Source organism: Acidovorax sp. LjRoot129 (genome assembly GCF_964253765.1).
Lineage (GTDB): Bacteria > Pseudomonadota > Gammaproteobacteria > Burkholderiales > Burkholderiaceae_C > Acidovorax.
The window spans coordinates 1,147,634-1,166,372 of record NZ_CAXUSE020000001.1 but is presented as its reverse complement, the minus strand read 5'-3'; the positions used below and the strand labels follow the sequence as shown (position 1 = coordinate 1,166,372).

The 18,739-nt window shown below is 65.3% G+C and carries 14 protein-coding genes; 7 read left to right on the top strand and 7 right to left on the bottom strand.

Going from position 1 to position 18,739, the window contains the following annotated elements; all coding sequences use genetic code 11:
- Nucleotides 1–18 precede the first annotated feature (18 nt).
- The 6 genes from ACSQ3Q_RS05375 to serA form a co-directional block, all read right to left on the bottom strand.
- The gene (locus ACSQ3Q_RS05375; RefSeq protein ID WP_436133379.1) at nucleotides 19–1,032 is read right to left on the bottom strand and encodes a Tim44 domain-containing protein; all 1,014 of its coding nucleotides are present in this window, start codon (nucleotides 1,030–1,032) and stop codon (nucleotides 19–21) included.
- Between the two features lie 36 nt (nucleotides 1,033–1,068).
- Nucleotides 1,069–1,800: a bifunctional demethylmenaquinone methyltransferase/2-methoxy-6-polyprenyl-1,4-benzoquinol methylase UbiE gene (gene ubiE, locus ACSQ3Q_RS05370; protein ID WP_436133378.1), complete on the bottom strand. Its 732-nt coding sequence runs from the start codon at nucleotides 1,798–1,800 to the stop codon at nucleotides 1,069–1,071.
- A gap of 182 nt (nucleotides 1,801–1,982) precedes the next feature.
- Nucleotides 1,983–2,405 (bottom strand): gamma-butyrobetaine hydroxylase-like domain-containing protein, encoded by a 423-nt coding sequence (locus ACSQ3Q_RS05365; protein WP_436133377.1) that lies wholly within the window; start codon nucleotides 2,403–2,405, stop codon nucleotides 1,983–1,985.
- Between the two features lie 88 nt (nucleotides 2,406–2,493).
- Complete coding sequence (locus tag ACSQ3Q_RS05360) at nucleotides 2,494–2,943, bottom strand: HIT family protein (protein WP_436133376.1); 450 nt, start codon at nucleotides 2,941–2,943, stop codon at nucleotides 2,494–2,496.
- Complete coding sequence (locus ACSQ3Q_RS05355) at nucleotides 2,944–6,858, bottom strand: DUF3683 domain-containing protein (RefSeq protein WP_436133375.1); 3,915 nt, start codon at nucleotides 6,856–6,858, stop codon at nucleotides 2,944–2,946.
- Between the two features lie 459 nt (nucleotides 6,859–7,317).
- Complete coding sequence (gene serA, locus ACSQ3Q_RS05350) at nucleotides 7,318–8,547, bottom strand: phosphoglycerate dehydrogenase (RefSeq protein ID WP_436133374.1); 1,230 nt, start codon at nucleotides 8,545–8,547, stop codon at nucleotides 7,318–7,320.
- Nucleotides 8,548–8,834: 287 nt separating this feature from the next.
- Between serA and ugpB the strand changes: the two genes are divergently transcribed.
- From ugpB to ACSQ3Q_RS05315, 7 genes are all read left to right on the top strand, one after another.
- Nucleotides 8,835–10,145, top strand: a complete 1,311-nt coding sequence (gene ugpB / locus ACSQ3Q_RS05345) for a sn-glycerol-3-phosphate ABC transporter substrate-binding protein UgpB (protein WP_436133373.1) — start codon at nucleotides 8,835–8,837, stop codon at nucleotides 10,143–10,145.
- A gap of 205 nt (nucleotides 10,146–10,350) precedes the next feature.
- Nucleotides 10,351–11,232 (top strand): sn-glycerol-3-phosphate ABC transporter permease UgpA, encoded by an 882-nt coding sequence (ugpA, locus tag ACSQ3Q_RS05340; protein WP_436133372.1) that lies wholly within the window; start codon nucleotides 10,351–10,353, stop codon nucleotides 11,230–11,232.
- Nucleotides 11,233–11,378: 146 nt separating this feature from the next.
- On the top strand, nucleotides 11,379–12,230 hold the full coding sequence (ugpE, locus tag ACSQ3Q_RS05335; RefSeq protein ID WP_436133371.1) for a sn-glycerol-3-phosphate ABC transporter permease UgpE: 852 nt from the start codon (nucleotides 11,379–11,381) through the stop codon (nucleotides 12,228–12,230).
- A 60-nt stretch (nucleotides 12,231–12,290) separates the two neighbouring features.
- Entirely contained in the window at nucleotides 12,291–13,301 is a 1,011-nt protein-coding gene (locus ACSQ3Q_RS05330; RefSeq protein ID WP_436133370.1) for a sn-glycerol-3-phosphate import ATP-binding protein UgpC, read from the top strand.
- Nucleotides 13,302–13,305: 4 nt separating this feature from the next.
- Nucleotides 13,306–13,674 (top strand): bleomycin resistance protein, encoded by a 369-nt coding sequence (locus ACSQ3Q_RS05325; RefSeq protein WP_436133369.1) that lies wholly within the window; start codon nucleotides 13,306–13,308, stop codon nucleotides 13,672–13,674.
- Nucleotides 13,671–14,465, top strand: coding sequence for a glycerophosphodiester phosphodiesterase (gene ugpQ / locus ACSQ3Q_RS05320; protein ID WP_436133368.1), 795 nt, complete (start codon nucleotides 13,671–13,673; stop codon nucleotides 14,463–14,465). The genes ACSQ3Q_RS05325 and ugpQ overlap by 4 nt, the downstream gene beginning before the upstream one ends.
- Nucleotides 14,466–14,999: 534 nt before the next feature.
- Entirely contained in the window at nucleotides 15,000–17,570 is a 2,571-nt protein-coding gene (locus tag ACSQ3Q_RS05315) for a DUF3772 domain-containing protein (RefSeq protein WP_436133367.1), read from the top strand.
- 152 nt (nucleotides 17,571–17,722) lie between these two features.
- Here ACSQ3Q_RS05315 and ACSQ3Q_RS05310 read toward each other — a convergent pair whose 3' ends face one another.
- Nucleotides 17,723–18,691, bottom strand: coding sequence for a Bug family tripartite tricarboxylate transporter substrate binding protein (locus ACSQ3Q_RS05310; protein ID WP_436133366.1), 969 nt, complete (start codon nucleotides 18,689–18,691; stop codon nucleotides 17,723–17,725).
- Nucleotides 18,692–18,739: the final 48 nt, after the last annotated feature.

Sequence of the window (18,739 nt, the reverse complement as noted above, 5' to 3'; positions counted from 1 at the left end):
GCGGGGCTATGTCCCTCACTACTGCAGGGCTTGCACACCTGCCACCAACCAGCCGCCGCCACCGGTCTTGGGCTTGGTCATGTTCCACACTTCGCGGAAGGGGCTCGGGCCGGCCGAGGGCTCCTCACGGATCATGCCGGAGAACTCCACGCTGGCCATGTAGCCGTCACCGAGGTCCTCGATGCCCAGCAGCTGGGCCTCGATCATCACCACGTCCGTGTGGTTGGGCTGGACGCCGCGGTGCGCTTCGCGTTCGGTCAGCTGGGTGCGGATCTCGTCCAGCATGCCGTCCGTCATCATCGAGCGCAGCGTGTTGATGTCCGAGCGGTCCCAGGCAGCCTGCAGCGTGACGAAGTTGCGCTTGGCGGCGGTCAGGAAGCCGTCGGTGTCAAAGTCGATGGGCACGCCCCAGTTCTGCGAGCCCGACAGGCCCGAGCCGATCACCACGCCTGCTGCACCGCCCTGCCCGGCCCGCGACGCATCAAACGCCATGCTGCTGCGCTCCCAGGGGCGCGCTGAAGCGTCGTTACCCACGTTGTTGGGGCTGTATTGCGGGGGCACCTGCGCTGCCGCGGGTGTTGCGGCACCGGCACCCTGGAAGGCAAACGGCGCACCACCGGCCGCGCCGCCTTGGTTGCCTGCACCACCATTGCGCGAGCGCATCACCATCTTGAAGATGGCAAACGCCGCCACGGCCAGCAGCGCAATCATCAGGATGTTGCCAAAGCCTGCACCCAGACCCAGCGAGCTGGCCAGCCAGGCCAGGCCCAAACCAGCGGCCAGGCCACCGAGCATGGCGCCCCAGGGCTTCTTGGCCGGAGCTGCAGCTGCCGCGCCCGCCGCACCCGGCTTGGCTGCCGCGGCGTTTTGCGCGGGTGCGCCAGGCGCCGCGGACGGTGAGGCCGACTCGCGTTGCGTCACGTTATTCGACTGCTGACCCGTCGATTTGCCACCACCCATGCGCTTGGCATCGGCATCGGCGTGTGCGAACGCCAGCATTGCAACCAACACCACAGACCACAGTTTCATCATGAATTCTCCGTCTCCGTTAATCGCTGAGTGAAGCACTCAGCACTTGATTCCAACATGCAAGGCCACAATGCCCCCCGTCATGTTGTGATAGTCCACATGCCCAAAGCCATTTTTTTGCATGAGGCTTTTGAGTTCTTCCTGGCTTGGATGCATGCGGATCGATTCGGCCAGATAGCGGTAGCTGGCGTCATCGCCTGCCACCAGCTTGCCCAACTGGGGCAGCACCTTGAACGAATACCAGTCGTACACCTTCTCGAGCGGCTTGGCCACCTTGGAGAACTCGAGCACCAGTAGCTTGCCGCCGGGCCTGAGCACGCGGCACATCTCGGCAATGGCCTGGTCCTTGTGCGTCATGTTGCGCAGGCCAAAGGCCACGCTCACCACGTCGAAATGCGCATCCGGAAACGGCAGCTTTTCGGCGTCGCACACCAGCGTGGGCAACACCACGCCGGCGTCGATCAGGCGGTCGCGGCCCACGCGCAGCATGGCTTCGTTGATGTCGGTGTGCACCACACGGCCCGTGGTGCCGACCTTCTTGGAAAACGCCAGCGCCAGGTCGCCCGTGCCACCCGCGATGTCCAGCACCTGGCTGCCTTCGCGCAGGTTGGCGACCATCACGGTGTAGGCCTTCCAGGCGCGGTGCATGCCGGCGGACATGAGGTCGTTCATCACGTCGTATTTGGAGGCCACCGAGTCGAACACGCCGCGCACACGGCGGGCTTTTTCCTGCTCGTCGACCGACTGAAAACCGAAATGCGTGGTGCTCATAAGAATCATGCTAGGCGCGTGGGCGCCGGAGGTACAGCGACAACCACGCACCGAAACGGGGCTTGTGTCGCAATTAGGACAATGGATTTCAAGTCAAAGCAGCTGCTAGCGCTTGTCTATATTGCACTTATAGCTACATTTTCAATAGCAAATCGATCTGCAAGCCTCCGGGGCCCTGGTGTTCAATGTCCACCGCAGGCATGGCCGGCCGCACCGCCCTTGGGGGCCATGGGCGCGTCGCGGTCTGCGCCAGCAGCGGCCAAGCGCTCGGTGTACTGCGTCCACAGCGCGTCCTGCTGCTGACCCAGTTCGTAGAGATAGTCCCAGCTGAAGATGCCGCTGTCGTGGCCATCCGAGAACGTGGGCTTGACCGCGTAGTTGCCCACGGGCTCGAGGTTGACCAACGCCACATCGCGCTTGCCGGTCTGCAGCACTTCCTGGCCGGGGCCGTGGCCCTGCACTTCGGCCGAGGGCGAGTACACGCGCATCAGCTCAAACGGAATGCGGAACGTGGCACCGTCGGAAAACCCGACCTCCAGCACGCGCGAAGCTTCGTGCACCGTGATCGCTTGCGGTGTGGGCGCGCCCGTTTTCAAACCTGCCATGGATGTCCCCTGTGAGAAAACTGTGTGGTGAATTGTGGCGCGCCGCCATGCCGCCGCGGGCTGATCAATACCCGCCCGGCACGGACGGTCATGGCAGCTGGAGTGCCGCCAGCCGGGGCAGCATCCAGCCCTCCAGCTGCGGCAGCTGCGCACGCACGGCGTCCTCTTGGGCTACCGGGCTGGGCCGCTGGGCCGCCGCCCACACGGGCGACGGAAAGTGGCTGTCCCAATCGAAGCGCGCAATCACGTGCCAGTGCAGGTGCGGCACCATGTTGCCCAGCGCCGCCACGTTGACCTTGGTGGGTGACAGGTGCCCGCGCAGGGCCTGCTCCACCACGACCACCGCATCCATGCAGTGCGCACGCTCGGCGGCCGACAGGTCGGAGAACTCCGGCAGATGCGCATTCCACACGACGCGGTAGAACGCCGGAAAGCCCGCTTCGTCAGGACGGATCACGCGCAGGTGCGCCCCGCGCCAGACAAGCGTGCCGCCATCTTCGGCGCACAAAGGGCAGGCGCTGCTGCTGGCAGCGGTCATCTAGACCAGCACCCGCTCGATGCCGCCACCGTTGGCGCGCTGCACGTACTCGGGCATCCAGTTGTCGCCCAGGATCTCGCGGGCCATCTCGACCACGATGTAGTCGGCTTCGAGCAAACCATTTTGCAGATCGTCCTGGTAGCGGTTAAGGCCCTGCAGGCAGCTGGGGCAGCTGGTGAGGATCTTCACGTTGTCCTTCTCGCCCACTGCTCCGCTGGCGCGCAGCTTCGCTTCGCCCTTGCGGATCTCTTCTTCCTTGCGAAAGCGCACCTGCGTGGACACATCCGGCCGCGTCACGCCCAGCGTGCCCGACTCGCCGCAGCAGCGCTCGCTCTTCAAGACCTGCTCGCCCACCAGCGCCTTCACGGTCTTCATCGGATCGCCGAGCTTCATCGGGTTGTGGCAAGGCTCGTGGTACAGGTACGCGCCCTTGCCCTGCAGGGTGATGCCCTTCTCCAGCAAATACTCATGGATGTCGATGATCCGGCTGCCCGGGAAGATCTTGTCGAATTCGTAGCCCTGCAGCTGGTCGTAGCAGGTGCCGCAGCTGACCACCACGGTCTTGATGTCGAGGTAGTTGAGCGTGTTGGCCACGCGGTGAAAGAGCACCCGGTTGTCGGTGATCATCTTCTCGGCCTTGTCGAACTGGCCCGAGCCACGCTGGGGGTAGCCGCAGCACAGGTAACCCGGCGGCAACACGGTCTGCACACCCGCATGCCACAGCATGGCCTGGGTCGCGAGACCAACTTGCGAGAACAACCGTTCGGAACCGCAGCCGGGGAAATAGAACACGGCTTCCGTCTCGGCGTTGGTGGTAGCCGGGTTGCGGATGATCGGCACGTAGTCCTTGTCCTCGATATCGAGCAGCGCGCGCGCCGTCTTCTTGGGCAACCCGCCCGGCAGCTTCTTGTTGATGAAGTGGATCACCTGCTCCTTGATCGGAGCCGTGCCCACCGTCGCCGGCGGCTTGACCGTCTGCTTGCGGCCCACCTTGCGCAGCAGGTCCACGGCCAGGCGCTGGGCCTTGAAGCCCACATCCACCATGGCCGAGCGCATGAACTTGATGGTGTCCGGGTTGGTGGCGTTGAGCATGGTCATCGCCAGCGCGTTGCCGGGCCGGAACGTCTTCTTGCCCATCTTGCGCAGCAGGTTGCGCATGTTCATGGTGACGTCGCCGAAGTCGATGTTCACCGGGCACGGGCTCTCGCACTTGTGGCACACCGTGCAGTGGTCGGCTACATCCTCAAACTCTTGCCAGTGCTTGATGCTCACGCCACGCCGCGTCTGCTCTTCGTACAGAAATGCCTCCACCAGCAGCGATGTGGCGAGGATCTTGTTGCGCGGGCTGTACAGCAGGTTGGCGCGCGGCACATGGGTTGCGCACACGGGCTTGCACTTGCCGCAGCGCAGGCAATCCTTGACCGACGCGGCGATCGCGCCGATGTCGCTCTGCTGCATGATCAGCGACTCGTGCCCCATCAGGCCGAAACTCGGCGTGTAGGCGTTCGTCAAGTCGGCGTGGCGCACCGGACTTTGAGTCGAATAGGCCGCTGGCGCTTGTCCATCAAGCGCTGGTAGCTCCTGATTTCGTAGCAACTTGCCTTTGTTGAAGCGGCCTTCGGGGTCGACTCTCTGCTTGTACTCAGCAAACGGCCGCAGCTCTTCGTCGGTCAAGAATTCCAGCTTGGTGATGCCGATGCCGTGTTCGCCCGAGATCACGCCATCCAGGCTGCGCGCCAGCACCATGATGCGCTCCACCGCTTCGTGTGCGGTCTGCAGCATCTCGTAGTCGTCGCTGTTGACGGGGATGTTGGTGTGCACGTTGCCATCGCCGGCGTGCATGTGCAAAGCGACCCAGACGCGGCCCTTGAGCACGCGCTTGTGGATGGCGGTGGCTTCTTCCAGGATGGGCTGAAACGCCGCGCCCGAGAAGATGTTTTGCAGCGGCGCACGCAGCTGCGTCTTCCAGCTGGCGCGCAAGGTGTGGTCCTGCAACCCGGGGAACAAGGTCTCCACGTTCTGCAGCCAGCCGGCCCACAGGCTGCGCACCTCGTCCACGAGCGTGATGGCCTGGCCCACGCGGTCTTCCAGCAGCTCGGCCGACGGGATTTCGTTGGCGTCGTCGTGTTTGCCCAGCGGCAGGTTGCCGCGCTCAAAGAACTCGGTGAGCGCGTCGCACAGCTTGATCTTGTTGCGCAGGCTCAATTCGATGTTGATGCGCTCGATGCCGTCGGTGTACTCGGCCATGCGCGGCAGCGGGATCACCACGTCTTCATTGATCTTGAAGGCGTTGGTGTGCCGGCTGATGGCGGCCGTGCGCTTGCGGTCCAGCCAGAACTTCTTGCGCGCCTCGGCGCTGATGGCGATAAAGCCTTCGCCGCTGCGCGAGTTGGCGATGCGCACCACCTCGCTGGTCACGCGCGCCACTTCATCGGCGTTGTCGCCTGCGATGTCGCCGATCAGCACCATCTTGGGCAAACCGCCGTTGCCCTTCTTGCTCTTGGTGGCGTAGCCCACGGCCTTCAGATAACGGTCGTCCAGGTGCTCCAGGCCCGCCAGCAACACGCCACTGCGCTTTTGCTCGGCGAACATGTAGTCCTTGATTTCCACAATGCTGGGCACGGCGTCCTTGGCATTGCCGAAGAACTCCATGCACACGGTGCGCGTATGCTGGGGCATGCGGTGCACCACCCAGCGCGCACTGGTGATCAGGCCGTCGCAGCCTTCCTTTTGGATACCCGGCAGGCCCGACAAGAACTTGTCCGTCACGTCCTTGCCCAGGCCCTCCTTGCGGAAAGTCTTGCCCGGGATCGCCAGGCGCTCGGTGCGCACGGGCGTCTTGCCGTCGGCCTCGAAGTACTGCAGCTCGAAAGTGGCCGTCTCCGCGTCATGGATCTTGCCCATGTTGTGGTCCAGGCGGGTCACTTCGAGCCACTGGGCGTCGGGCGTGACCATGCGCCAGCTGGCCAGGTTGTCGAGTGCCGTGCCCCACAGCACGGCCTTCTTGCCGCCCGCGTTCATGGCGATGTTGCCGCCGATGCAGCTGGCCTCGGCGCTGGTCGGGTCCACCGCAAACACAAAGCCCGCGCGCTCGGCCGCGTCGGCCACGCGCTGGGTGACCACGCCGGCTTCCGTCCACACGGTGCCAACTTCGCTGTCCATGCCCGGCAAGCGGCGCATTTCCACCTCGGTCATGGCCTCCAGCTTCTCGGTGTTGATGACCGCGCTCTTCCAGGTCAGCGGGATGGCGCCGCCGGTGTAGCCGGTGCCGCCCCCGCGCGGGATGATTGTCAGGCCCAGCTCGATGCAGCCTTTGACCAGGCCGGCCATTTCGACCTCGGTGTCCGGCGTCAGAACCACAAACGGGTATTCGACCCGCCAGTCGGTCGCGTCCGTCACGTGGGACACGCGCGAGAGGCCGTCAAACTTGATGTTGTCCTTGGCCGTGAGGCGGCCCAGCGTCTTCTGGATCTGGCGGCGCAGTTGCGCGGCCTGCTCAAAGGTGGCGTTGAACTCGGCCACGGCGCGGCGTGCCGCGACCACCAGCTCGCCCACCAGGCGGTCGCGCCCGGCATCGTCATCCGGGGTGCGGCGCTTGTCGACTTCGCCCAGGCGGTGCTGCAAGGCATCCACCAGCAGCTTGCGCCGCGCGGGGTTGTCCAGCAGGTCGTCCTGCAGGTAGGGGTTGCGCTGCACCACCCAGATGTCGCCCAGCACCTCGTACAACATGCGGGCAGAGCGGCCGGTGCGGCGCTCCTTGCGCAGCTGGTCCAGCAGGTCCCAGGCGGGGGACCCCAGCAGGCGGATCACGATCTCCCGGTCGGAGAACGAGGTGTAGTTATAGGGAATCTCGCGCAGACGCACAGGCTCGGCAGCCTGCGCCTGCAAGGCAGCCAACGCAATCGGAACATTCATGGGATTAGAGCTTGTTATGTACTTTTACGTGCCCACGAAAGCCGGGGAAAGGCCCGGCAACTAGGCGCAGGACGCGCTGCGGTATGGATACCGCAAGCGATCTGCAACGACGTGGCCGGGCCTTTCCCCGGCTTTCCCGGAGGGTTGGGCCCTGAGGCCAGCGCTCGCTGCGTTGCGGACCTTGCCAAGGCATCTGCCTTGGCGGTGGCCCGCGCCTTGCGATCACTGGCCTCAGGGTCCAACGTGAGTACGTAAAAGTGCATAACAAGCTCTCAACCTGGGGCGGGCGCTGCGCGCCCATGAGCCTTGGGGGCGTGATTTTAAGCCACCGCCTCCGGGCGCGCCGCCCGGCAGCGTGTGCCGGGCCTGCCTGGAAGGCGGCCAATGCTGACTTTTAAGTCAAATCAGCCCGCAGCGCTTTCACGACAAGCGCTGGCAGCTATGCTTATAGGAGCAAGCTCAGAACAGCACCCGGCTGCGCAGCGTGCCGCCGACCTTGGCCAGCTTGTCCAGTGCCAGATCCGACGACGCGGCATCGATATCGATCACCACATAGCCAATCTTCTCGTTCGTCTGCAGGTACTGCGCCGAAATGTTGATGGCGTTGTCCGAGAAGATGCGGTTGATCTCGGACAACACGCCCGGCACGTTGCGGTGGATATGCAGCAGGCGGTGTTTGCCGGGGTGCGCCGGCAGCGCCACCTCGGGGAAGTTGACCGACGAGATGCTGGTGCCGTTGTCGCTGTACTTCACCAGCTTCTCTGCCACCTCCAGGCCGATGTTGGCCTGGGCTTCCATGGTGGATCCACCCACGTGGGGGGTGAGGATCACGTTGTCCAGGCCGCGCAGCGGGGACTGGAACTCGTCCTTGTTGGTGCGCGGCTCGACCGGGAAGACGTCAATCGCCGCGCCCAGCAGCTTCTTGGCCTTGAGCGCCTCGGCCAGGGCCTCGATATCCACCACCGTGCCGCGCGCGGCGTTGATGAGGATGCCGCCGGGCTTCATGGCTGCGATCTCGGCGGCGCCCAGCATGCCCTCGGTAGAGGGCAGCTCGGGCACGTGCAGGCTCACGATGTCGCTTTGGCCCAGCAGGTCGTGCAGGCTGTGCACCTGCCGGGCATTGCCCAGCGGGAGCTTGTTGACCACATCAAAGAACGCCACGTGCATGCCCAGGGCTTCGGCCAGCACCGACAGCTGGGTGCCGATGGAGCCGTAGCCCACGATGCCCAGCGTCTTGCCGCGGATCTCATACGCGTTGTCGGCAGATTTGAGCCAGCCGCCGCGGTGCGCCACCGCATTCTTCTCGGGGATGCCGCGCAGGAGCAGGATGGCCTCGGCCAACACCAACTCGGCCACGGAGCGGGTGTTGGAGTACGGCGCATTGAACACCGCAATGCCGCGCTCGCGGGCGGCGTTCAGGTCCACCTGGTTGGTGCCAATGCAAAAACACCCGACCGCCACGAGTTTGTTGGCGTGGGAGAACACCTCTTCCGTCAGTTGCGTGCGCGAGCGGATGCCCAAAAAGTGCACGTCGGCAATCTTGCGCTTGAGCTCTTCGTCCGGCAGCGCGCCGGACACGGTTTCGATCTGCGTGTAGCCGGCTGCGCGGATCACATCCACCGCGGAAGCGTGGATGCCCTCGAGCAACAGAAATTTGATCTTGTTTTTGTCGAGCGAATTGGTGGCCATGGAATGGGAAAGAGTGGACAAACGGTAGAGAGACCGGCGCGCTGGCGGCGCGAACGAACCGGGGCGAGGGAAGACACCAGCATGGTGCATTGCACAAAACCTTGCAAGCTTGGGCAATTGCGCCGCACATTGTCACAAAAGAGTCACAATCGCTCCCCTCACGGGCATCCCAAGGGGTTTCCCGGTTGTTGCATGTCGGAAGGTCATGCGACAACGACATATCAATGACACATCGGCTGCATAGCATCCGGCCTTTGTGTTTTTCGTCATCCTCAGAGGAAATATTCATGCAAACGAAGCATTTGGCAGTCTGTGCTGCCATCGCCTTTTCGGTCTGCGCACCCGTACAGGCGCAACAGGTCGAAATTCAGTGGTGGCATTCGATGAGCGCAGCGCTGGGCGACTGGGTCAACGACCTGGCCAAGCAGTACAACGCCAGCCAGACTAAGTACAAGGTGGTGCCAACCTACAAGGGCACGTATGACGAATCCATGACAGGCGCCATCGCCGCCTTCCGCGCCGGCAACGCCCCGCACATCCTGCAGGTGTTCGAAGTGGGCACCGCCACCATGATGTCGAGCAAGGGCGCAATCATCCCCGCGGCCAAGGTGCTGACCGACGCGGGCTTCAAGTTCGACCCCACGCAGTACGTGTCGGCTGTGGCCGGCTACTACACCGCACCCAATGGCCAGATGCTGAGCTACCCGCTCAACAGCTCGACCACCATCTTCTATTACAACAAGGACGCCTTCAAGAAAGCAGGCCTGGACGCCGACAAGCCGCCCAAGACCTGGCCTGAAGTGTTTGCTGCCGCGACCAAGCTCAAGGCCAGCGGCCACACCTGCCCGTTCACCACCAGCTGGATCAGCTGGACGCAACTGGAGAGCTTCTCGCTGTGGCACAACACGCTGTTCGCATCCAAGAACAACGGCTTTGACGGCAACGACGCCCAGCTGCAGGTCAACACTCCCCTGCACGTGCGCCACTTCGAGAACCTGGCCAAGGCTTCCAAGGACGGCAGCTTCGTCTACAAGGGCCGCGGCAACCTGCCGGACGCATCTTTCCCCTCGGGCGAGTGCGCCATGATCACCGGCTCGTCGGGCCTGTACGCCCGCGTCGCCAAGGAAGCCAAGTTTGCCTACGGCATCTCTGCGCTGCCTTACTACGACGACGTGAAGGGTGCCCCCCAGAACACCGCCATCGGTGGCGCCAGCCTGTGGGTGATGGCCGGCAAGAAGGCCGAGGAATACAAGGGCGTGGCCGACTTCCTGAACTTCCTGAACGACACGAAGGTGCAGGCCGCCAGCCACCAGCGCACGGGTTACCTGCCGGTGACCATGGGCGCCTACCAGCTGACCGAGGCATCGGGCTTCTACACCAAGAACCCCGGCACCGACGTCGCGGTGACGCAGATGATCAAGAAGGCCACCGACAAGTCGCGCGGCATCCGCCTGGGCAACTTCGTGCAGATCCGCTCGATCATCGACGAGGAAACCGAGCAAATCTGGTCGGGCAAGAAGACCCCGAAGGAAGCGCTCGACACCGCTGTGACCCGTGGCAACGAGCAACTGGCCCGCTTCGCACGCGCTAACAAGTAAGCCGATTGTTTTGAGCGACCGTTGATGCGGCCGAGCCCCCGGGCGGGGCCGCATCACAAGCCCGCCGCCCTGTGAACCCCTGTGGTTGACTGCGCGGCGGGTTGCCTTTTTCTGCCGCCGGGCCCCGCCTGCGGCAAGAACGCTGCCCCAGCGCGGGCAGCGCCCCCGTGCAGAGCCCAGCCGGGGATTATTTGAGAGTGTGGACATGGAAAAACGCGTTTTATTTCGCTCGGCATGGCTGCCGTGGGTGCTTCTGGCCCCCCAGTTGGCCATCATCAGCGTCTTCTTTTTCTGGCCCGCCGGCCAGGCCCTGGTGCAGTCGTTCCAGATGCAGGACTCCTTCGGTTTCTCGAAGGAGTGGGTCGGTTTCGACAACTTCAGGGATCTGTTCCAGGACCCGGGCTACCTGGCATCGTTCAAGACCACCGCGTTCTTCTCGATCCTGGTGGCGGTGAGCGGCATCACGCTGTCGCTGTTCCTGGCCATCTTTGCCGACCGCATCATCAAGGGCGCCATGGTCTACAAGACCGCGCTGCTGCTGCCCTACGCGGTGGCCCCGGCGGTCGCGGGCGTGCTGTGGATGTTCATGTTCTCGCCCTCGCTGGGGGTGGTGGCGTACATGCTGCGCCAGTCGGGCTTCGACTGGAACCACATGCTCAATTCCGACCATGCCATGGCGCTGATCGTGATCGCCGCGGTGTGGAAGCAGATCTCCTACAACTTCCTGTTTTTCCTCGCGGGCCTGCAGTCGATCCCCAAGTCGCTCATCGAAGCCGCGGCCATTGACGGTGCCGGCCCCTGGCGCCGGTTCTGGAGCATCCAGTTCCCGCTGCTGTCGCCCACCACCTTCTTCCTTTTGGTGATCAACGTGGTGTACGCGTTCTTTGACACCTTCGCCATTGTCGACGCGACCACACAAGGCGGCCCGGGCCGCGACACGGCCATCCTGGTCTACAAGGTCTACCACGACGGTTTCAAGGCCATGGACATGGGCGGCTCCGCCGCGCAGTCGGTGGTGCTGATGGCGATCGTGGTGGTGCTCACCGTGATCCAGTTCCGCTACGTCGAGAAGAAAGTGCAGTACTGAGATGAAGCACCCCCTGAGTCGCTTCGCGCCTTCCCCCTCCAGGGGGACGCCGCCCTCACAGCGGGGCGGCCCTTGCTCGGCGGCCCTCGCCTGCAGCGTGCCCTTTCTTGGCGCCGCGGGCCATGCTTTGATCCTGAAAGATTCCAATGGTTGAACGTAGTCCTTATCTCACCGCACTCTCGCACCTCATCATGGTGCTGGGCGTGCTCATCGTTGGCTTCCCGCTGTACCTGGCCTTCGTGGCCTCCACGCACACCGCGCAGGACATCGTGCAGGTGCCCATGCCCATGTTGCCGGGCGGCAACTTCTGGCAGACCTACCACGACGCGCTGTTTGGCGGTGGCTCGGGCGCCGGCTCGACCGCCCCCGTGGCACGCATGATGTGGGTGAGTTTTGTCACCGCCATCGTCATCACGCTGGGCAAGATCGCGATCTCGCTGCTGTCGGCGTTTGCCATCGTGTACTTCCGCTTCCCGTTCAAGGGCATCTGCTTCTGGCTGATCTTCATCACGCTGATGCTGCCGGTGGAAGTGCGCATCGGCCCCACCTACCAGGTGGTGTCGGACCTCGGCATGCTCAACAGCTACGCGGGCCTCACGGTGCCGCTGATTGCCTCAGCCACGGCCACGTTTTTGTTCCGGCAGTTCTTCCTCACGGTGCCGGATGAACTGGTGGAAGCCGCCCGCGTGGACGGCGCCGGCCCGATGCGCTTCTTCAAGGACATCCTGGTGCCGCTGTCGCGCACGTCGATTGCCGCGCTGTTCGTGATCCAGTTCATCTACGGCTGGAACCAGTACCTGTGGCCGCTGCTGGTGACCACGTCCGAAGACATGTACCCCGTGGTGATCGGCATCAAGCGCATGCTGGCCGGCGGCGACGCGGGCAACGAATGGAACATCGTGATGGCCACCGCCCTGCTGGCCATGCTGCCCCCGGCGTTTGTGGTGGTGGTCATGCAGCGCTGGTTCGTCAAGGGCCTGGTGGACACCGAAAAATAAGCCAAATACCCCTCCAGCGCTGATCTATCAAGCACTTGTAGCTATCAAATTCATTGCATCATGGCATCCATCTCTCTTCGCAACATCATCAAGCGCTACGGCCACGGCCCCAAGGCCAACCAGGTCATCCACGGCGTCAACGCCGAGGTCAAGGACGGTGAATTCATCGTGATCGTGGGCCCTTCCGGCTGCGGCAAATCCACCCTGCTGCGCATGGTGGCGGGCCTGGAAGAGATCTCCGGCGGCGAGCTGCGCATCGGCGACCGCGTGGTCAACAACCTGGAACCCGCCCAGCGCGACATCGCGATGGTGTTCCAGAACTACGCGCTCTACCCGCACATGACGAACTTCGACAACATGGCCTATGGCCTGAAGATCGCCAAGGTGCCCAAGGAAGAAATCAAGGCGCGCGTGGACAAGGCCGCCAAGATCCTGGAGCTGGGCCACCTGCTCGAGCGCAAGCCGCGCGAGCTGTCGGGCGGCCAGCGCCAGCGCGTGGCCATGGGCCGCGCCATCGTGCGCCAGCCCCAGGTGTTCCTGTTCGACGAGCCGCTGTCCAACCTGGACGCCAAGCTGCGCGCCCAGACCCGCCTCGAGATCCAGAAACTGCACCGCGAGCTCGGCATTACCAGCCTGTTCGTGACCCACGACCAGGTCGAAGCCATGACGCTGGCCGAACGCATGATCGTGATGAACGCCGGCAACATGGAGCAGTTCGGCACGCCCGAAGAGGTCTACCACACGCCTGCCACCACCTTCGTGGCCAGCTTCATCGGCTCGCCGCCGATGAACCTGCTCAAGAACGCGCCCAGCGCCGCGCCTGGCACCATCCTGGGCATCCGCCCCGAGCACCTGGACGTGCGCAGCGAAGGCTGGGAAGTCAAGGTCGAGACGGTGGAACTGCTGGGCGCCGAACGCCTGATCTACGGCCGCATCAACGGCGAGCAGGTCATCGTGCGCGTGGAAGAAGGCACCCACTCGCCCGCGCCCGATTCGGTGATCCACGTGCAGCCCCGCGCTGACCGCCTGCACGCGTTCGACGCCACCACCGGCAAACGCATCGCCGCCTGAGCCGATGTTGCCCAAGCCGGCCGCCAGCAGCGGGAACGGGGTTCAGGCCACCGTCCCGGTGCTGGCGTCTCTGAACCTTGCAGAAACGCTGGTGTTCTATACCGAGCACCTGGGCTTTGCCCCGCTGCTCACGATGGACAACTACCTGATCGTGCAGCGCGACGGCTGCGAGCTGCATTTCTGGCCCTGCAACGAACGCCACATCGCCGAGAACACCTCGTGCTACGTGCGCGGCGATGTCGATGCGCTGCACGCCGACTTCACGGCACGCGGCCTGGCATTGGCGGCGCCCATCGTCCAGCCCTGGGGCATGAAGGAGATGTATGTCATCGACCCGCATGGCAACCTGCTGAAATTTGGTGAACCCGCATGAGCGCCCCCTCCCCCGCCCCTGTGTCCGCCTTGGCCCCCTGGCCCTACCCCCGCTGGATCGCGCACCGTGGCGCCGGCAAGCTGGCGCCCGAGAACACCTTGGCCGCCTTCCGGCTGGGCGCACAGCACGGCTATCGCATGTTCGAGTGCGACGCCAAGCTCTCGGCCGACGGTGTGCCCTTCTTGATGCATGACGCGACGCTGAACCGCACCACCAATGGCGTGCAGGTGCTGGGCGCAGCGGCCAGCGCCACCGGCGGCGACCACCCGTGGTCGGTGCTGTCCCAGCTGGACGCGGGCGCCTGGCATTCGCGCAGCCACGCGGGCGAGCCGCTGCCCACGCTCGAGAACCTGGCGCGCTACTGCATCGCCAACGGCTACTTTCTCAACATCGAGATCAAGCCCACACCGGGGCTTGAAGAAAAGACCGGGCAGGTGGTGGGTGAGTGGTCGGCCCGCCTGTGGCAGGGCCAGGCGGTGCCACCGCTGTTCTCCTCCTTCAAGCCCGACGCGCTGGCCGGCGCACGCGCCACGGCCCCGCAGATCCCCCGCGCCTTGCTCATCGATGCGCTGTGGGACGGCTGCCTGGATGCGGCCCGCGCGCTGGGCTGCGTGGCCATCGTGTGCAACCACGCGCTGTGGGACCGGGCCCTCGTGGCCCAGGTGCAGGGCTTGGGCATGCGCACGCTGAGCTACACCGTCAACGACGACTGGGCCGCGCAGCGCCTCATCGATCTGGGCACCGACGGCATCATCACCGACCGCGTGGACCTGTTCAGCCCCGCGCTCTGAAAGCGGGTTCTGCCGCAAGAACCTGTTCAAGATCTTTTCGGGGTCGCGCAAGCGCCTTGCCGGGATGGGATGCTAGGCGCGGGGTGCAGTGGATAGCTCAGCTATCCACAAGCGCCGCAACGCCGCAGACCGCCCGGCAAGGCACTTGCCCGAAGGGTTGGGGTGAAATCGGGCCGATGAACTCGGAGCTTTGGCGCCCCGGCCGCTTGCATGGGCATGAGCCCATGCGGCGCATCCAGGGCATCCACTCGTTCCGATTGCACCCCAACGCGATCCCCTAAAAGATTTTGAACAGGTTCTGAATCACGCGGATCGCGGCCCCGGCCCACAGGGCACGGCGGCCCGGGCCTACAGTTTGTTAACCAACTTGTGCTGGTGCAGGCCGACAATGGCCGGATGTTTTTGCCCTGCCTGCACCGCACCCCGGGTGCGCCGCGCCCGCGGCCCGCTTCTACCCCCACCCCGTCCATCGCCCCACGCCCGGCCCCAAGCCCTTGCGTAGGCACTGCCTGCGCTGACGTGCTCCCGAACACCATGTTGTTGCGCTGGTGGTTGCACTGGTCGCTGCCCTGCCTGCTCGCCCTGGCGGGCCTGTTTGCTGGCCACGCGCTGGCCCAGGCGCAACCCAAGGAGGCGCCCGTGGCGCTGGCCAGTGCCAGCAAACCTGTCGCCGACGCACCGTTGCCCAGCGTGGACGACCTTCGCAGGCAGCTGGAGGCCATTCCGCAAAAGCTCAGCGAGGACGACGACGGCCGCAAGCTCCTGACCGAAGTGAACGCCATCGGCAGCGCCGCCGAGCTGCTGGCCGCCCGGCGCACCGAGGAGCTGGCCGACATCGATTCGCGCCTGGCGGGCCTGGGCCCCGCCCCCGACAAAGGCGCCACGCCCGATGCGCCCGACGTGGCCGAGCAGCGCGCCAGCCTGGCCAAACAGCGCGGCGTGGTCGACGGCGAGCTCAAGCTCGCGCGCCTGATCAGCGTGGATGCCGAGCAGCGCGGCACCGAACTCATCCGCCAGCGGCGCGAGCAGTTTCAGGCCGAACTCACCACCCGCACCGATTCGCCGCTGGGCAGCACCTTCTGGTATGCGCTGCGCAATGCCCTGCCCGGCGACATGGCCCGCCTGCAATCACTGGGCGATGCGCTGCGCCGGGCGACCGCTGTGGCAATGGCACCCGCGCACCGCGCGTCGTTCCTGTTGAGCCTGGCTGGCGCGTTGCTGCTGGCCGTGGCGGGCACCTGGCTGGCCGAACGCGTGCTGGTGCGCATGGCGCCCGCTCGCCTGCCCGCGGGGCGGCTGCGCCGCTCGCTGCTGGCCGCAGCGTCGGTGCTCGTCTATGTGGTGCTCATCGGCATGGCCGTGCAGCTGGCCTGGTCGGGCCTGGAGGTGGACGGCAACCTGCACGACGGCCTCAAGACGCTGGCCCAGGCCACCGTGCGGCTGGCGGTGTTTGCGGCGTTCATCGTGGGCCTGGGCCACGCGCTGCTGTCGCGCAAACGCAGCTCGTGGCGCCTGCCCGGCATCTCGGACGATCTGGCCAAGCGCCTGAGCCCGTACCCGTGGTGGATCGCCATCGTCGCGTCGGTCAGCGGGCTGCTCACCGAGGTGAACAGCATCGTGGGCGCGAGCCTGGTGGCCGAGGTGTCGGTCCACGCGGTCACGGCGCTGCTGCTCTCGGGCATCGTGGCGCTGGCGCTGCGCCACCTGCGGGCCAGCCCTGGGCCTGCCGCGCCCGATGCGGCCGTGGGCGAAGGCGGGAATGCAGGTGGCAACGCGGGCGATGCCGCACCGGCCGAAACCACGCGGCCACTGTGGGTGGGCCTGCTGGTGGCTGCGGCGGGCGTGGCGATTGTGGCCACCGTGCTCATGGTCGCGTTTGGCTATGTGGCGCTGGCCGGCACGCTCACGCGGCAGATGCTCTGGACGGGCGTGGTGTTTGGCACCACCTACCTGCTGTTCCAGCTGGTCGACGATGTGTGCGAGGCGGTGCTGTCGTCCAAGGGTGGCTTTGGCGCGCGCCTGCACAAGGGCCTGGGCCTGGACGCCAAGCTGCTGGACCAGGCGGCCGTGCTGCTCTCGGGCGTGCTGCGCCTGGTGCTGCTGTTCTACATGGTGATCGCGCTGGTGGCGCCGTTCGGCACCGGGCCGGACGAGGTCTTCCGCCGCGGCAGCACGCTGGACCACAACCTCAAGGTAGGCGACCTCACGCTGGCCCCGCAGGCGCTGCTGACGGCGCTGGTGGTGGTGGTGGCGGGGCTGTTCATGATCCGCGTGCTCAAGCGCTGGCTGACCGAGCGCTACTTTCCCAACACCTCGCTGGAGCCGGGCATGCGCAGCTCCATCACCACGCTGCTGGGCTACGTGGGCGGTGTGCTGGTGATTGCGCTGGCGCTGGCGGGCCTGGGCATCAGCGTGGAGCGCATTGCGTGGGTGGCCAGCGCGCTGTCGGTGGGCATCGGCTTTGGGCTGCAGGCCATCGTGCAGAACTTCATCTCGGGCCTGATCCTTCTGGCCGAGCGGCCGGTGAAGGTGGGCGACTGGGTGGTGCTGGGCGAGACTGAGGGCGACGTGCGCCGCGTGAACGTGCGCGCCACCGAAATCCAGCTCGGGGACCGCTCCACCGTGATCGTGCCCAACTCCGAATTCATCACCAAGACCGTGCGCAATATGACGCAGGCCGGCGCCCCCGGCCGCGTGCTGCTGCGCCTGCCGGCCCCGCTGGACACCGACGCCGAGCGCATGCGCGACGTGATCCTGACCGCCTTCCAGGCCCACGACGGCGTCATGACAGACCCCGAGCCCATCGTGCAGCTCGAAGGCATCGTCAACGGCACGCTCACCTTTTTGGCCATCGGCTATGTGAGCAACCCGCGCAATGCGGGCGGGGTGCGCAGCGACCTGCTATTCACCATCCTCAGCGGGCTGCGCGACGCGGGGCTGGCGCTGTCGCCACCCGCCACCACGGCGGTGGCGCCCTATGTGCCGGGTTCGTTGTCGGGTGGGTTGCCGGGTGCGTTGGCGGATTCATCCAACGCACCCTTGGCCACGGTGAACGTGCCACAACCGCAGGGCGCTGCCAGTGGCGGCAGCACTGTGGCGGGCTGAATGCTATTTATTTAATAGCTACAAGCGCTTATGGATCAAGCGCTGGCGCCAATTTGGCTTGAAAAACCAGTGCGCACCGTCCGCGCTGAGCGGGTCGACACCTCATGCAGCGCATCGACAAGCCCGGCGTGCATGGACTTGGGTCCAGCCTGTTAGTCCACCTTCGCGCCGGACTTCTTCACCGCATCCGCCCAGCGGGGCATTTCTGCAGCCAGAAACTTCGCGAAGTCGTCCGCACCCAGAAATGCCGGATCGGCCCCCTGGCTCACCATGCGGTTTTTCACCTCGGGCGACTGCATCACCTGGCTGAACGCATCGCTGAGCTTGGCCACCACGTCCTTGGGCGTACCGGCGGGCGCCAGAAAGCCGTAGAAGCCCACCACCTCGAAGCCCTTGATGCCGCTCTCGATCACGGTGGGCACATCGGGCAGCGCGGGGTTGCGCTCGCGGCTGGTCACCGCCAGGGCACGCACCTTGCCCTGCTTGTGGTACGCCGCGGCCTGCGGAATGCTCTCGGCCATGAACTGCACCTGCCCGCCCATCAGGTCGGTGAACGCAGGCGCACTGCCGCGGTAGGGGATGTGCACCATGAAGAGGCCGGTGGCGGTCTTGAACATCTCGGGCACCAGGTGGCTGATGCCGCCATTGCCCGCCGAGCCAAAGTTGACCTGCCCCGGCTTGGCCTTGGCATAGGCCATGAACTCCTGCAGATTCTTGGCCGGCACGTTGGGGTTGACCAGCAGCGCCAGCGGCTGCATGGCCGTGCGCGCAATCGGCGTGAAATCCTTGAGCGTGGAGTACGGCAGCCGGCTGTACAGGCCGGGGTTGATCACCATCACGCCGGTGTTGGCCAGCATGAGGGTGTGGCCGTCAGGCGGCGCCTTCATCACGTCCTGCGCGCCCACCGTGCCGCCCGCGCCGGCCTTGTAGTCGACCAGCACCGGCTGGCCCAGCACGGCCTGCAGCTTGTCGGTGAGCAGGCGCGCATGTTGGTCGAGCGGCCCGCCGGCCGGAAAACCGACGACGATGCGGATCGGCTTGGAGGGAAAGCCCTGGGCCAGGGCGGCCACGGAGGAAAGGCAAGCCAAGGCGGCGGCCGCCAGGCAGGTGCGCAGGCGCATGCGAAGATCTCCTTTTTGAGGTTTCTGAACAGGAAGGCTGCAGCTTAG